Origin of the sequence: Klebsiella sp. R445, assembly GCF_051131755.1 — a bacterium.
GTDB lineage: Bacteria > Pseudomonadota > Gammaproteobacteria > Enterobacterales > Enterobacteriaceae > Klebsiella > Klebsiella lignicola.
The window spans coordinates 3,302,736-3,317,842 of sequence record NZ_CP180446.1 but is presented as its reverse complement, the minus strand read 5'-3'; the positions used below and the strand labels follow the sequence as shown (position 1 = coordinate 3,317,842).

At 56.1% G+C, this 15,107-nt stretch carries 17 protein-coding genes; 10 read left to right on the top strand and 7 right to left on the bottom strand.

Features of this window, described 5'->3' with window-relative positions:
- Position 1: 1 nt before the first annotated feature.
- Positions 2-478 (top strand): pantetheine-phosphate adenylyltransferase, encoded by a 477-nt coding sequence (gene coaD / locus ACMYSN_RS15505; RefSeq protein ID WP_462495393.1) that lies wholly within the window; start codon positions 2-4, stop codon positions 476-478.
- Between the two features lie 100 nt (positions 479-578).
- Here coaD and mutM read toward each other — a convergent pair whose 3' ends face one another.
- The 4 genes from mutM to radC all read right to left on the bottom strand — a co-directional run bounded on the left by mutM (position 579) and on the right by radC (position 2,957).
- Positions 579-1,388, bottom strand: coding sequence for an Fpg/Nei family DNA glycosylase (gene mutM, locus ACMYSN_RS15500; protein WP_462495392.1), 810 nt, complete (start codon positions 1,386-1,388; stop codon positions 579-581).
- A 149-nt stretch (positions 1,389-1,537) separates the two neighbouring features.
- Positions 1,538-1,705 (bottom strand): 50S ribosomal protein L33, encoded by a 168-nt coding sequence (gene rpmG / locus ACMYSN_RS15495; protein WP_003024094.1) that lies wholly within the window; start codon positions 1,703-1,705, stop codon positions 1,538-1,540.
- 20 nt (positions 1,706-1,725) lie between these two features.
- A complete protein-coding gene (rpmB, locus tag ACMYSN_RS15490) occupies positions 1,726-1,962 on the bottom strand; it encodes a 50S ribosomal protein L28 (protein WP_002436699.1) in 237 nt (78 codons plus the stop codon).
- Between the two features lie 329 nt (positions 1,963-2,291).
- On the bottom strand, positions 2,292-2,957 hold the full coding sequence (radC, locus tag ACMYSN_RS15485) for a JAB domain-containing protein (RefSeq protein WP_462495391.1): 666 nt from the start codon (positions 2,955-2,957) through the stop codon (positions 2,292-2,294).
- Positions 2,958-3,133: 176 nt separating this feature from the next.
- Between radC and coaBC the strand changes: the two genes are divergently transcribed.
- From coaBC to ACMYSN_RS15465, 4 genes are all read left to right on the top strand, one after another.
- Positions 3,134-4,345 (top strand): bifunctional phosphopantothenoylcysteine decarboxylase/phosphopantothenate synthase, encoded by a 1,212-nt coding sequence (coaBC, locus tag ACMYSN_RS15480; RefSeq protein WP_462498270.1) that lies wholly within the window; start codon positions 3,134-3,136, stop codon positions 4,343-4,345.
- A complete protein-coding gene (gene dut / locus ACMYSN_RS15475; RefSeq protein ID WP_004868951.1) occupies positions 4,323-4,781 on the top strand; it encodes a dUTP diphosphatase in 459 nt (152 codons plus the stop codon). The genes coaBC and dut overlap by 23 nt, the downstream gene beginning before the upstream one ends.
- A gap of 125 nt (positions 4,782-4,906) precedes the next feature.
- Positions 4,907-5,503, top strand: a complete 597-nt coding sequence (gene slmA / locus ACMYSN_RS15470; protein ID WP_434582523.1) for a nucleoid occlusion factor SlmA — start codon at positions 4,907-4,909, stop codon at positions 5,501-5,503.
- A gap of 158 nt (positions 5,504-5,661) precedes the next feature.
- A complete protein-coding gene (locus ACMYSN_RS15465; RefSeq protein ID WP_462495390.1) occupies positions 5,662-6,678 on the top strand; it encodes an SMP-30/gluconolactonase/LRE family protein in 1,017 nt (338 codons plus the stop codon).
- Between the two features lie 37 nt (positions 6,679-6,715).
- On the opposite strand, the gene pyrE is transcribed toward ACMYSN_RS15465, so the two are convergent.
- Complete coding sequence (gene pyrE / locus ACMYSN_RS15460; protein WP_462495389.1) at positions 6,716-7,357, bottom strand: orotate phosphoribosyltransferase; 642 nt, start codon at positions 7,355-7,357, stop codon at positions 6,716-6,718.
- A 58-nt stretch (positions 7,358-7,415) separates the two neighbouring features.
- Positions 7,416-8,132, bottom strand: coding sequence for a ribonuclease PH (gene rph / locus ACMYSN_RS15455; protein ID WP_004868954.1), 717 nt, complete (start codon positions 8,130-8,132; stop codon positions 7,416-7,418).
- Positions 8,133-8,372: 240 nt separating this feature from the next.
- Here rph and ACMYSN_RS15450 point away from each other — a divergent pair, with 240 nt between their 5' ends.
- Both ACMYSN_RS15450 and ACMYSN_RS15445 read left to right on the top strand, forming a co-directional pair.
- Positions 8,373-9,236: a YicC/YloC family endoribonuclease gene (locus ACMYSN_RS15450; RefSeq protein ID WP_434582517.1), complete on the top strand. Its 864-nt coding sequence runs from the start codon at positions 8,373-8,375 to the stop codon at positions 9,234-9,236.
- A 208-nt stretch (positions 9,237-9,444) separates the two neighbouring features.
- Positions 9,445-10,062 carry a trimeric intracellular cation channel family protein gene (locus tag ACMYSN_RS15445; RefSeq protein ID WP_462495388.1) on the top strand — a complete coding sequence of 206 codons (618 nt, stop codon included), beginning with the start codon at positions 9,445-9,447 and terminating at the stop codon, positions 10,060-10,062.
- A gap of 5 nt (positions 10,063-10,067) precedes the next feature.
- Here the strand turns inward: ACMYSN_RS15445 and ligB are convergent, their stop codons facing one another.
- Entirely contained in the window at positions 10,068-11,744 is a 1,677-nt protein-coding gene (gene ligB, locus ACMYSN_RS15440; RefSeq protein ID WP_462495387.1) for an NAD-dependent DNA ligase LigB, read from the bottom strand.
- A 257-nt stretch (positions 11,745-12,001) separates the two neighbouring features.
- Here ligB and gmk point away from each other — a divergent pair, with 257 nt between their 5' ends.
- Genes gmk through spoT form a run of 3 tightly spaced genes read left to right on the top strand, consistent with a single transcriptional unit; the run spans position 12,002 to position 15,097 of the window.
- Positions 12,002-12,625, top strand: a complete 624-nt coding sequence (gene gmk / locus ACMYSN_RS15435; RefSeq protein ID WP_123757098.1) for a guanylate kinase — start codon at positions 12,002-12,004, stop codon at positions 12,623-12,625.
- A gap of 54 nt (positions 12,626-12,679) precedes the next feature.
- The gene (gene rpoZ / locus ACMYSN_RS15430; protein ID WP_004868966.1) at positions 12,680-12,955 is read left to right on the top strand and encodes a DNA-directed RNA polymerase subunit omega; all 276 of its coding nucleotides are present in this window, start codon (positions 12,680-12,682) and stop codon (positions 12,953-12,955) included.
- A gap of 18 nt (positions 12,956-12,973) precedes the next feature.
- Positions 12,974-15,097 (top strand): bifunctional GTP diphosphokinase/guanosine-3',5'-bis pyrophosphate 3'-pyrophosphohydrolase, encoded by a 2,124-nt coding sequence (spoT, locus tag ACMYSN_RS15425; protein WP_123757097.1) that lies wholly within the window; start codon positions 12,974-12,976, stop codon positions 15,095-15,097.
- Positions 15,098-15,107: the final 10 nt, after the last annotated feature.

Sequence of the window (15,107 nt, the reverse complement as noted above, 5' to 3'; positions counted from 1 at the left end):
TATGAGCACAAAAGCGATCTATCCAGGGACCTTCGACCCCATCACCAACGGCCATATCGATATCGTCACCCGGGCGGCCAGCATGTTTGACAAGGTGCTGTTAGCGATTGCTGCCAGCCCGAGCAAGAAACCGATGTTCACCCTCGATGAACGCATCGCGCTGGCACAACAGGCGACGGCGCATCTGGTCAACGTCGAGGTGATTGGCTTTAGCGATCTGATGGCTAATTTTGCCCGCGCTCAGCAGGCAAATATTTTGATTCGCGGCTTACGCGCGGTGGCGGATTTCGAATATGAGATGCAGCTGGCGCACATGAACCGCCATCTGATGCCGACGCTGGAAAGCGTCTTTCTGATGCCGTGCAAAGAGTGGTCGTTTATCTCTTCATCGCTGGTGAAGGAAGTGGCGCGCCATCAGGGCGATGTGTCCCACTTTCTTCCTGCCAACGTGCACCAGGCGCTGCTGAAGAAGCTCTAGTCCTGCGCCATCGGGGTTATTCCCGGAGGCGGCGCGATTCGCCTGTCCGGGCTACCGGACCAGGCGCGGCTCGAGCCGGGATCAACACCACTACCACGCGTTACTTCTGGCACTGGCGGCAATAAAAGGTCGCCCGCTGCGCATGTTTGCTGGCGATAATCGGGGTACCGCAGATGCGGCAAGGCTCGCCTTTGCGACCATACACCTGCAGCTCCTGGGCAAAATACCCCGGCTTACCGTCGCTTTGCAGGAAATCCTTCAACGTCGTTCCACCCTGCTCAATCGAGCGTAACAACACCGCTTTAATCACCTTGACCAGCCGCTCACACTCTTCACGCGACAGCGACGAGGCCAGCCGATCGGGATGGATCCCCGCGGAGAACAGCGATTCGCTGGCGTAGATATTGCCGACGCCGACCACCAGCTTGTTGTCCATCAGCCACGGCTTAATGGGCGCTTTCTTCTTCGCGCACTTCAGCTGGAGATACTCTGCGGTGAAGGCATCGCTCAGCGGTTCCGGCCCCAGATGCGCCAGCGCCGGATGGCCCTCCAGATCTTTGGTCCACAGCCAGGCACCAAAGCGACGCGGGTCGGTGTAACGCAGCACGTAGCCGTTGCTCATCACCAGATCCACATGGTCATGCTTTTCGGCGGGCAGGTCGTCCTTGAGGATGCGCAGGCTCCCGGACATCCCCAGATGGATGATGATCCAACCGTCGGGCAGTTCCAGCAGCAGGTATTTGGCACGCCGGCGTACGCTCAGCACCGGTACGTCGCTCAGGCGATAGATTTCGTCACTGACCGGCCAGCGCAGGCGTCCGTTACGAATCACGGCGTGCTGGATGGTTGCGCCCACCAGATACGGTTCAATACCGCGACGGCTGGTTTCTACCTCAGGTAATTCAGGCATTTATTTTCCTCCGTTAACCTAACGTATTGTGATTCAGCAGCAGGCATCTGGGAAGCAAATTCCCGGCAGGGGGTAGTCCGCAAGTTTCCGCGGGACAAAAAGCAGAAAACCCCGCCGAGGCGGGGTTTTCTTTACATCGAAAACTAAAATTATTTGATTTTAGCTTCTTTGTATAAAACGTGCTGACGAACAACTGGATCGAACTTTTTCAGTTCCAGTTTTTCCGGCTTAGTACGTTTGTTCTTCGTGGTGGTATAGAAGTGACCAGTACCAGCAGAAGAAACCAGCTTGATTTTCTCACGAATACCTTTAGCCATGATTTATTTCCTCTTAGTACTTAGTACTTTTCGCCACGGGCACGCAGTTCGGACAGAACTGTATCGATGCCTTTCTTATCAATAACACGCATACCTTTAGCAGATACACGCAGGGTGACAAAACGCTTTTCGCTCTCAACCCAGAAACGGTGAGAGTGCAGGTTCGGCAGGAAACGGCGTTTGGTCGCGTTCAGTGCGTGGGAACGGTTGTTACCGGTCACCGGACGCTTGCCAGTAACTTGGCAGACTCGGGACATGTCTATTCTCCAAAAATCAAATTAGCTCGAGCTTCGTATGGGGTATTGGCGCCTCGTCAGGCTTTACAGCCCGGTCATCGCAGTTCTACACGTCATCTTTCAAGCTGCTTCAGCGTCGGCTCACCCAGGTCATGTACGGAGTACGTTCCCAGGGATTCACTCTCTTGCCGACTTGATGCAACCTGAATGATTGGGTGTCTAAGTGAACCATCGATTGCCAGGCCCAAATGCCAAACCCGAGATTCTCAAAGGTGGCGTAGTATACGCTGACTCGGCGATGTGCTCAAGTCCCGAACAGACAAAGATCCCGCGGGATCGCGTGATCGGGGCTAAATCCAGCCGCGCTCGGCAAAAGATACGTACGCACCGCGGCCGATTACAAGATGATCGAGCACTCGTATCTCCATGAAACCACAACACTTTACCACTCTTTCGGTAATCAGTCTGTCAGCCTTACTCGGCTCAGGACTACCGGACGGATGATTATGTGCAAGGATCACCGCAGCGGCGTTCACTTTGATGGCTTCGCGTACAATTTCTCGCGGATGCACCTCTACGTGGCTAAGAGTACCAGAAAAAAGCCGGCTATGTTTCAATACCCGGTTCTGATTATCTAAAAAGATCACGATAAAGATCTCCCGCTCTTCGTGGGCAAGATGGCTTTGTAGAAACTCCAGCGTCATCATCGGCGTTTCCAGGGAGGGTTCCGCAATCAGCCGCAGGCTAAAATAACGCCGGGCCAGTTCGGCAACCCCCTTCAGCTGAGCATATTTTGCCAGGCCAATCCCTTCGACCTCATTAAACCGGGCTCTATCTGCCGACAGCAGGCCATGAAGAGACCCGAAGTGCTTCAGCAGGTCTTCCGCATAGACCATGACATCTTTCTGCCGCGTCCCGGTGCGTAAAAACAGCGCCAGCAGTTCAATATCCGATAACGCTTCAATGCCATAAAGCGACATTTTTTCCCTCGGCATGAGGGCTTCGTCTGCATCCATGTGGAGCCTCTCCTTTCCAGTGGCGCCTATCCTGGCACAGCGCGCTGGCGCTGCCGACCACCACGTCGCCCGCTTGCGTAGCGTCTCGCAAAGTGAATGCCTGGTAGCCGCACGACGGCGACAGGATTGTGGTAAGATGCGCGGATTCTGGTGTACTGCAACAGGAAAGAATCATGATGAGTCTGGCTGGTAAAAAGATCGTTCTGGGCGTGAGCGGCGGCATTGCTGCTTACAAGACGCCAGAGCTGGTGCGCCGCCTGCGTGACCGTGGCGCGGACGTCCGCGTCGCCATGACCGAAGCCGCGAAAGCCTTCATTACCCCGCTGAGCCTACAGGCGGTATCCGGGTATCCGGTATCCGATAGCCTGCTCGACCCGGCTGCAGAAGCGGCGATGGGCCATATCGAGCTGGGTAAATGGGCAGACCTGGTTATCCTCGCACCGGCCACCGCCGATCTGATTGCCCGTGTCGCCGCCGGTATGGCGAATGACCTGGTCTCCACCATCTGCCTCGCGACGCCTTCTCCGGTTGCCGTCGTACCGGCGATGAACCAGCAAATGTACCGTGCCGCGGCCACCCAGCATAACCTGACCGTCCTTGCCTCACGCGGCCTGCTGCTCTGGGGCCCGGATAGCGGCAGCCAGGCCTGTGGCGATATCGGCCCGGGCCGCATGCTGGACCCGATGACCATCGTCGATATGGCAGCTGCGCATTTTTCGCCTGTCAAAGATTTGCAACATCTCAATATCATGATTACCGCTGGCCCTACCCGTGAGCCGCTGGATCCGGTGCGCTATATCACCAACCACAGCTCCGGTAAGATGGGGTTCGCCATTGCCGCCGCCGCCGCCAACCGCGGGGCGAACGTGACGCTGGTGAGCGGACCGGTCTCTTTACCCACGCCGCCGCTGGTACAGCGCATCGATGTAACCACCGCGCTGGAAATGGAATCAGCAGTCCAGCAAGGCGCTCAGCAACAGCAGATTTTTATTGGCTGCGCCGCCGTAGCCGACTATCGTGCCGTGGCGATTGCTGAAGAAAAAATTAAAAAGCAAGGTGATGAACTCACCATCAAGATGGTCAAAAATCCGGATATCGTTGCCGGGGTAGCCGGACTGACGACTAACCGACCGTTTGTCGTTGGGTTTGCTGCCGAAACGAATAATGTGGAAGAATACGCGAGACAAAAACGCGCTCGCAAAAATCTCGACCTGATTTGTGCTAACGATGTTTCGCAGCCTGATCAAGGATTTAACAGCGACAGCAATGCATTACACCTTTTCTGGCAGGATGGAGATAAGCGCTTACCACTTGAGCGCAAGGAACTCCTGGGCCAATTATTACTCGACGAGATCGTGACCCGCTATGATGAAAAAAATCGACGTTAAGATTCTGGACCCGCGTGTTGGCCAGCAATTTCCGCTGCCAACCTATGCCACCTCCGGTTCTGCCGGACTTGACCTGCGAGCCTGTCTCGATGACGCCGTAGAACTGGCACCGGGCGCCACCACGCTGCTGCCGACCGGTCTGGCAATCCATATCGCCGACCCTTCTCTGGCGGCGGTGATTCTGCCGCGTTCCGGGCTGGGCCATAAGCATGGCGTGGTACTGGGCAATCTGGTCGGGCTTATCGACTCTGACTACCAGGGACAGCTAATGGTTTCCGTGTGGAACCGTGGTCAGCAGAGCTTTACTATTGAGCCCGGCGAGCGCATCGCTCAGATGGTCTTTGTACCCGTCGTCCAGGCGGAATTTAACCTGGTGGAAGATTTTGACGCCACCGAACGTGGCGAAGGTGGCTTTGGCCACTCAGGGCGCGCATAAGCCCGACCACAGTACATCCGCATCCCAAAGTGCATTAATGCAATAACATCACCGCAAACGACCGTTTGCGGTCACTTTGTGGATGCCTGCCTGACTAGTGCTTATTTTCAGGGGTATTTTAAAACATGGCAGAAAAACAAACTGCGAAAAGGAACCGTCGCGAAGAAATACTTCAGTCTCTGGCCCTGATGCTTGAATCCAGCGATGGAAGCCAGCGGATTACCACAGCGAAACTGGCGGCATCCGTTGGGGTATCCGAAGCGGCGTTGTACCGTCATTTCCCTAGTAAAACCCGCATGTTCGATAGTCTGATCGAGTTTATCGAAGACAGTCTGATTACGCGCATCAATTTGATTTTAAAAGATGAAAAGGACACATCGGCACGACTTCGCCTGATTGTACTGCTGATTCTTGGGTTTGGTGAGCGTAATCCTGGGCTGACGCGGATTTTGACCGGCCATGCGCTGATGTTCGAACAGGACCGTCTGCAAGGGCGAATTAACCAGCTATTCGAACGCATTGAGGTTCAGCTGCGCCAGGTGATGCGCGAAAAGAAAATGCGTGAAGGTGAAGGCTATACCGTCGATGAAGCCCTGCTGGCCAGCCAGCTGCTGGCGTTCTGCGAGGGCATGCTGTCACGTTTTGTGCGCAGCGAGTTTAAGTATCGTCCGACGGATGACTTTGACGCCCGCTGGCCGCTGGTCGCCGCCCAATTGCAGTAGTCCGCACCGCGCTCTATGCAGCCCAAAAGGCTGCATCTCATTTTTGATTTATCTGTCATAAAGCCCAGGACAATTCGTTGAATTGCCAGATGTTTTCTGCTCTGCCTCTCTCATAACATCCTTTGATTGCATCTTTTCAATGGACCAGGAGAAGGCTGATGGCGACATCACGGCGGGAATTGCTCAAACTGGGCGGTCTGGCGACCGCATCACTATTGCTCAGTCAAAAAAGTTTCGCGGCCTGGGCACCATCCGCACGTTATCCCGACCCACGCATTATGGCGGTGGATGACAGCTTTCGCCGCTATATGCTTGCCAGCGCAAAAGTCGAGCAGATCGCCACGGGCTTTCGCTGGGCGGAAGGACCGGTATGGTTTGGCGATACGCGTATGCTGCTCTGGAGCGATATTCCCAATAACGCCATCATGCGCTGGGATGAAGCCACCGGTGAAACCAGCGTCTTTCGTCAACCGGCAAACTACGCGAACGGCCACGCCCGCGACCGGCAGGGACGGCTGATTAGCTGTGAGCACGACACCCGCCGCATTACCCGCACCGAATACGACGGCACTATTACCGTCCTGGCCGACAGCTTTGACGGCAAACCTCTGAACTCGCCAAACGATATCGTCGTGAAGTCGGACGGCAGCATCTGGTTTACCGATCCGCCGTTCGGTATCAGCGGGTTCTATGAAGGACACAAAGCCACGCCGCAGCTGCCGCAGAACGTCTATCGGCTGGATCCAGAAAGCCGCAAGCTGAGCGTCATGCTGGGCGACGTGAAAGGGCCAAACGGACTCTGTTTCTCTGCCGATGAGAAAACGCTGTACGTTGTGGAGAGCCGTGCGACGCCGAACCGCCTTATCCTGGCGTGGGATGTTGTCGATAACACGTTGAAAAACAAAAGAGTGCATATTGACTGCGGTAACGGCACCGCTGACGGTATCGCCTGCGACATGGACGGGAATCTGTGGTGTGGTTGGGGAACCGGCAGCGAGGAGCTGGACGGGGTGCGTGTCTTCAATCCTCAGGGGAAAAACATCGGCATCATTCAGTTGCCGGAACGCTGCGCGAACCTCTGTTTTGGCGGTGAGCAGCGCAATCGCCTGTTTATGGCCTCCAGCACCTCAATCTATTCGTTGTACCTCAATGCCCAGGGGGCAAAGCTGGTCTGAAACCGACCCGGCAGGTCGTTGCCTGCCGGGCTGAGGCTTATACCCCGTAGGCTTCTCGGTAAGCCCGAACCGCTGCCAGATGCTCAGCCATCTCTGGTTTCTCTTCCAGGTAGGAGATCAACTCTTTCAGGGTGACGATGGAGATCACTTTACAGCCGTAATCGCACTCAACTTCCTGAATCGCGGAGATGTCACCACGCCCGCGTTCCTGACGATCCAGGGAAATCAGAACGCCCGCCAGTTCAGCGCCGTGCGCCTGGATAATTTCCATCGACTCACGAATCGCGGTACCGGCGGTGATGACGTCGTCGACCAGCATAACTCGTCCCTGCAGAGTGCTACCGACCAGGTTGCCGCCTTCACCATGGGTCTTCGCTTCTTTGCGGTTAAAGCAGTATGGCAAATCCAGATCGTGGTGTTCCGCCAGCGCTACCGCGGTAGTGGTCGCGATAGGGATACCTTTATAGGCCGGGCCAAACAGCAGATCGAAATCGATGCCGGAATCGACCAGCGCCTCGGCATAGAAACGGCCTAACAGTGCCAGATCGCGCCCGGTGTTAAACAGGCCGGCGTTGAAGAAATAGGGGCTCTTACGCCCGGATTTCAGCGTAAACTCGCCAAACTTAAGGACCTGTTTGCTAAGCGCAAACTCAATAAACTGGCGCTGATATAACTTCATAGAATAGCCCCTCACTATTTTCAGACAAAAAAAAGCGACTTCTCAGTCGCCTTAAAAACTAGTTTTCTAACGCCGCTTTCTGCGTCGCCACAATGGATTCGATTCCCCCTCGGGCCAACGCCAACAGGGTGAGTAGCTCTTCGTGGGTAAACGGCTCGCCTTCCGCCGTGCCCTGCACCTCAATGATGCGACCGTCTTCGGTCATCACCACGTTCATATCGGTTTCCGCTGCCGAATCTTCGACATACTCCAGATCGCACAGCGCTTCACCGTTGACGATACCGACGGAAACCGCCGCCACCATCCCTTTCATCGGGTTGCTTTTCAGCTTGCCGGCAGCAACCAGCTTATTCAGCGCATCGGCCAGCGCCACGCAGGCACCGGTAATTGATGCGGTACGGGTGCCGCCGTCCGCCTGCAGAACATCGCAGTCGAGGGTAATGGTGAATTCGCCGAGTGCTTTAAGGTCTACCGCTGCGCGCAGTGCACGTGCAATCAGACGCTGGATTTCCATCGTACGGCCGCCCTGCTTACCTTTCGCCGCTTCACGCGCGTTACGGGTATGGGTTGCGCGCGGCAGCATGCCGTATTCTGCGGTGATCCATCCTTGTCCCTGACCTTTCAGGAAGCGTGGCACACCTTCGTCGATCGACGCGGTGCACAACACTTTGGTGTCACCAAATTCGACCAGCACGGAGCCTTCTGCGTGTATTGTATAGTTACGGGTCAGGGTGACGGGACGCACCTGATTAGCGCTACGACCTGCTGGACGCATAATGTTATCTCCGGCTTGAAACGAATGTGGCGCGCATTATACACAAATTCATGCAGTATGCATCGAGGCGAGAAACCCCTGACAACATAGATAAAATGTGTTTCCGGCATTGCGGTGCCGCCAGGCACGGGGCTTTCAGAAGGATAACGTGTATATACCGATAATGCTCGCTTATTCCTATCCTGACAGGCCCCTGAAAGCTATAATCCACCTCACTCTCCTTTAAAAACAGGAACGTCTATGATCCGCAGTATGACCGCCTATGCCCGGCGAGAAATCAAGGGTGACTGGGGCAGCGCCGCGTGGGAACTGCGCTCGGTAAACCAACGATACCTGGAAACCTATTTCCGCCTGCCGGAGCAGTTCCGTAGCCTGGAGCCCGTTGTACGTGAGCGCATTCGTTCGCGCCTGACCCGTGGCAAAGTAGAATGTACCTTACGCTTTGAACAGGATCCCAGCGCTCAGGGCGAGCTGATTCTGAACGAAAACCTCGCGAAACAGCTGGTCAATGCCGCCAACTGGGTCAAAATGCAGAGCGACGAAGGCGAAATTAACCCGGTGGATATTCTGCGCTGGCCTGGGGTGATGGCAGCCCGTGAGCAGGACCTCGACGCGATTACCGCTGAAATTTTGTCCGCCTTGAACGGTGCGCTGGATGACTTTATCGTCGCCCGCGAGAGCGAAGGCCAGGCACTGAAAACCCTGATCGAGCAGCGTCTCGACGGCGTGACCGCCGAGGTAACGAAAGTCCGCGCCCATATGCCGGAAATCTTACAGTGGCAGCGTGACCGCCTGGTCTCGAAGCTGGAAGATGCAGAAGTACAGCTGGAAAATAACCGCCTCGAACAAGAACTGGTTCTGATGGCACAGCGTATCGATGTGGCCGAAGAACTGGACCGTCTTGAAGCGCACGTTAAAGAAACCTGGAACATCCTGAAGAAGAAAGAGGCCGTTGGCCGTCGTCTCGACTTTATGATGCAGGAGTTTAACCGCGAGTCGAATACCCTGGCGTCAAAATCCATCAATGCGGAAGTGACTAAATCCGCCATCGAACTGAAAGTGCTGATCGAGCAAATGCGCGAGCAGATTCAGAATATCGAGTAATCGCTTTTGCTGGCTCTCTGCATGGTGAGCCAGCATTATTTTTTCTTATCTTTTTTTTCGCCATCGATCCACAACTATCCCTGAATAACTCGACATACCCAACCTCACACATTAGTTTTTCCTGGGGAAAATGCTTCGCCTTAGAAAATCTCAATCGTGATCTTGCGCACAAATCGCTAACCTGCCCGGCATCACTGTGGGGGGATCTATGCTGCTTCATATTCTTTATTTAATTGGTATCACCGCCGAAGCGATGACCGGTGCTCTGGCAGCCGGGCGCCGCCGGATGGACACCTTCGGCGTCATTATCATTGCGACCGCAACCGCACTGGGCGGTGGTTCAGTCCGGGATATCCTGCTGGGACACTACCCGCTCGGATGGATCAAGAACCCGGAATACGTCATTATTGTTGCCGTTGCCGCGGTACTCACCACCATTGCCGCACCGGTGATGCCCCATTTGCGCCGCCTGTTTCTGGTCCTCGACGCCCTGGGTCTGATCGTCTTCTCCATCATCGGTGCGCAGATTGCACTGGATATGGGAGAAGGGCCGGTCATCGCCTCCATCGCAGCAGTGGTCACCGGGGTATTTGGCGGCGTATTGCGGGATATGTTCTGCAAGCGTATCCCGCTGGTGTTCCAGAAAGAGCTGTATGCCGGCATCTCATTTGCCGCAGCTATCCTCTATATCGCCCTGCAACACTACGTCAGCAGCCACGATGTGGTGGTTATCTCCACCCTGCTGTTTGGCTTTACCGCTCGCATGCTGGCACTACGCTGGAAGCTGGGACTGCCCGTCTTCAACTACAACCATAGCGCCCACTGATCGCGTCAAAACCCCGGAATGCCTTGCCCGCTGAGCCAGTGCGCCAGCGCGGCAACCTCCGGGTGCTGAAGAAAAACAACCAGCTGTCGGGCGCGCCCTGCGCCCACCCCAGGCAGGCGCTGCCACTGCGCTTCATTGCGCGCCTGGAGCTGCTGCCAGCTCTCCCCTGCCAGACCGGCAAGCGCCACCTGAGGAATCGGTATCCCCATTGCCTGTATCCAGCGCAGAAACGGCTGCTCGCGAGCCAGATTAAACTGATGCCATAACCGCTGCCCCCGTGCCGCAGACATCCCTGGAACCCGCGCCAGCTGCTGGGGGGTTAATGTCAGCCAGGAGAAAAGATGCTCCAGCGGATGGGTAAGCTGGATGGCCCGCCATACCGACTCCCCGACACCATCAAGATTCAGTATCGGTTTTGACGACAGCCAGACCAGCCGGGAGAGAAACTGTTCGCTGCAGCCAGGCGCCAGGAAATAACAGCTCAGTGGCGTATAGCGTTCCGCCGGCGGCTGCGGTTTATCCCGCGGGCTTACCCGCCATACCACGCGATCGATACGCGGAATACCCTGGCCTGCCAGGCTGATCTGCAGCTGGTCGCCGCGGCCAATATCCAGACGCTTCCAGCGAGACAGCGACCCGACACTAACCCGCTGAACCAGCTTGTCATCCAGGCGCTCCGGTTCCAGCCGGGCCACCACGGCAATGTTGCCGCTGCGCCCGATACGAAACTGGATGTCGCGGACTTCCATCAGCCGCGACGCCGGCGGATATTTCCAGGCGGCTACCCACTCTCCCTGCCCTGGTGACCAGTACCGCCCGGCGGGCTCCTGCCCACGGCGCACAACCACGCCATCGGTAGCAAATGGCAGTGCCGAGGTTAGCCAACGCCCGCGCCACTGTTCCACCTGCCGCACGGTGGTTACCGGCTGCGAAAAACGGGCGCTATGGTGAAATCCGCCCTCCTCCAGCAGCTTCAGACGCTGACGCATGTCCTGGGGACCATCTGGCCACGCCCAGATAAAAAGACCCAGCTCCGCCAGTTGGGCGGGTGATTCCCGGCGCATCATCATCCCGGCGACTTTCGCCCGGGCATTCATACCCCCCATCTGCTTCTGCACATGCCCGGTATGCTGCAGGAAAACCTCGCCCTGCAGCACGCTGTTCGCCAGTTCGCCTTGCGTGACCGCGGGAATCGCTGGGATCTGCCGCACTTTGTCCGTCCAGGCCTCGCCGCTGCGCCCGTCTCCGCGGCTGATGGCCTGAGCCAGTCGCCCGTCGCGGTACACCAGCGTCACGGCCACGCCATCGACCTTCGGCTGTACCCAGAGATCCGTTTTACCCCGCATCCACCGGGCAACGTCGGCCTTATCCGCCAGTTTACGCACGCCGGTATGCGCAACCGGATGGCTGGCTGATCCCGTTGCTGGCGGCGGTTCATCGTCACGGGGAGAGGCAATCGACGCGCAGCGCTGCCACTGCTGCAATCGCGCCAGCAGCTGATCGTAGACGTCATCGCTGACGTCGCTGCGCCCTTCCCGCCAGTAAGCATTGTTCCAGTCTGTGACCTGCTGATTCAGGCGAGCGATTTCCTGCTCGGCCTGCGCCTGCGACCACTCGGGGCACGCCGCCTGCCCGTATTCCATCACCAGCCACAGGCCGATTGCCCAGATCCCTTTCTGCATGATCCCGCCTCCTGTTTTGCTCGCGGCCATTGTGTCGGAGAAGGTATTTTCCAGGCGATGGGCGATTTTTCAGGTTGCGATCGGGCTTCCTGACTTTGTCCTTCAGCGCTGCAAGACGCAGCGAAATCAGGGAAACGGCAGGCAAAATGAAAGAAACAGAGGCAAAATGTGTGACAGGGACTGCGTCACAGTGCAGCGCCGTGTATAATAGGCTCGTATGTAGTTTCTCTTTCGATCATCACATACAAAAGACTCTCATGGCTCAAGGCACGCTTTATATTGTTTCCGCCCCAAGTGGCGCGGGTAAATCCAGCCTGATTCAGGCTTTATTGAAAACCCAACCGCTGTACGACACCCAGGTTTCTGTTTCGCATACCACGCGCGCGGCGCGTCCGGGTGAAGTGCACGGTGAACACTATTTCTTTGTTAATCACGACGATTTCAGAGCGATGATTGCCAGAGATGCATTTCTTGAGCACGCAGAAGTATTTGGCAACTATTACGGCACCTCGCGCGAAACCATCGAGCAGGTACTGGCAACCGGCGTCGACGTCTTCCTCGATATCGACTGGCAGGGTGCTCAGCAAATCCGTCAAAAAATGCCGGGCGCGCGCAGCATTTTCATTCTGCCGCCGTCAAAAGATGAGCTTGACCGCCGCCTGCGTGGCCGCGGACAGGACAGCGAAGAGGTGATCGCAAAACGTATGGCGCAGGCTGTTGCAGAAATGAGCCATTACGCGGAATATGATTACCTTATTGTGAATGATGATTTTGATACCGCCCTGAGCGATCTGAAAAACATTATTCGCGCCGAACGTCTGCGCATGAGCCGCCAAAAGCAGCGACATGGCGCTTTAATCACCAAACTGTTGGCAGACTGAACCCACATTCAGTATCATGCCCAGTCATTTCTTCATCTGTGGAGCATTTTAAGTATGGCACGCGTAACTGTTCAGGACGCTGTAGAGAAAATTGGTAACCGTTTTGACCTGGTACTGGTCGCCGCGCGTCGCGCTCGTCAGATGCAGGTAGGCGGAAAAGATCCGCTGGTTCCGGAAGAAAACGATAAAACTACCGTTATCGCGCTGCGCGAAATCGAAGAAGGTCTGATCAACAACCAGATCCTCGACGTCCGCGATCGCCAGGAACAGCAAGAGCAGGAAGCCGCTGAATTACAAGCTGTTACCGCTATTGCTGAAGGTCGTCGTTAATCACGCAGTGGGTCGCCCTTGTATCTGTTTGAAAGCCTGAATCAGCTGATTCAACACTACCTGCCGGAAGAGCAAATCAAGCGTCTTCGGCAGGCCTATCTCGTTGCACGTGACGCTCACGAGGGCCAGACACGTTCAAGCGGTGAACCCTACATCACGCACCCGGTGGCGGTAGCCTGTATTCTGGCCGAGATGAAACTCGACCACGAAACGCTAATGGCTGCGCTGCTGCATGACGTGATTGAAGATACCCCTGCCACCTACCAGGACATGGAGCAGCTCTTTGGTAAAAGCGTTGCCGAGCTGGTAGAGGGGGTATCGAAACTTGATAAGCTCAAGTTCCGCGATAAGAAAGAGGCGCAGGCCGAAAACTTCCGCAAAATGATTATGGCGATGGTGCAGGATATCCGCGTCATCCTCATCAAACTCGCCGACCGCACCCACAATATGCGTACGCTGGGCTCACTTCGCCCGGACAAACGCCGCCGCATTGCCCGTGAAACGCTGGAGATCTACAGTCCGCTGGCTCACCGTTTAGGTATCCATCACATCAAAACCGAGCTCGAAGAGCTGGGCTTTGAAGCGCTGTACCCCAACCGTTATCGCGTAATCAAAGAAGTCGTCAAAGCGGCGCGTGGCAACCGTAAAGAGATGATTCAAAAGATCCTCTCCGAAATTGAAGGGCGTCTACAGGAAGCGGGAATCCCCTGTCGCGTCAGCGGTCGCGAAAAGCATCTGTACTCCATCTACTGCAAGATGGTGCTGAAAGAACAGCGTTTTCACTCGATCATGGACATCTACGCCTTCCGCGTGATCGTGCATGATGCCGATACCTGTTACCGCGTGCTTGGCCAGATGCACAGCCTTTACAAGCCCCGTCCTGGTCGTATGAAAGATTACATCGCCATTCCGAAAGCGAACGGCTATCAATCTTTGCATACCTCGATGATCGGCCCGCACGGCGTGCCGGTTGAGGTACAAATTCGTACCGAAGACATGGACCAGATGGCAGAAATGGGGGTCGCGGCACACTGGGCTTATAAAGAGCACGGTGGCGAAAGCAGCACCACCGCACAAATCCGCGCGCAGCGCTGGATGCAGAGCCTGCTGGAACTGCAGCAAAGTGCCGGTAGCTCGTTTGAATTTATCGAGAGCGTCAAATCCGATCTGTTCCCGGATGAGATTTACGTTTTCACCCCGGAAGGGCGTATTGTCGAACTGCCCGCTGGCGCCACGCCGGTGGACTTCGCCTATGCGGTGCATACCGATATCGGCCATGCCTGCGTTGGCGCGCGCGTCGACCGCCAGCCGTATCCGCTGTCACAGTCGCTCTCCAGCGGCCAGACGGTGGAAATCATCACCGCTCCGGGCGCACGTCCGAATGCCGCGTGGCTGAACTTTGTCGTCAGCTCGAAAGCGCGCGCCAAAATTCGCCAGCTGCTGAAAAACCTCAAGCGCGATGACTCCGTCAGCCTGGGCCGTCGTCTGCTCAACCATGCGCTGGGTGGCAGCCGTAAACTGGCCGAAATCCCGCCGGAGAGCATTCAGCGCGAACTCGAGCGAATGAAACTAGCGAGTCTTGATGATCTGCTGGCAGAAATCGGTCTCGGCAACGCCATGAGCGTGGTGGTGGCGAAAAACCTGCAACAGGGTGAAACCACCGTCAGCGCGCCGGCACAAGGAAACGCCTCAGGCCACGGTCATCTGCCAATTAAAGGCGCCGACGGGGTTCTGATTACCTTTGCGAAGTGCTGCCGTCCGATTCCTGGCGACCCGATTATCGCCCACGTCAGCCCTGGCAAAGGCCTGGTCATCCACCATGAATCCTGCCGTAACATTCGTGGCTATCAGAAAGAGCCCGAGAAGTTTATGGCCGTCGAGTGGGATAAAGAGACCGCGCAGGAGTTTATTACCGAAATTAAGGTGGATATGTTTAACCACCAGGGTGCACTGGCGAATCTCACCGCGGCGATTAACACTGCCTCCTCCAATATTCAGAGCCTGAATACGGAAGAAAAAGATGGCCGCGTGTACAGCGCCTTTATCCGCCTCACGGCGCGCGACCGCGTGCATCTGGCGAATATCATGCGCAAAATTCGCGTCATGCCGGATGTGATAAAAGTCACCCGTAACCGCAACTAGAACTCGTTTT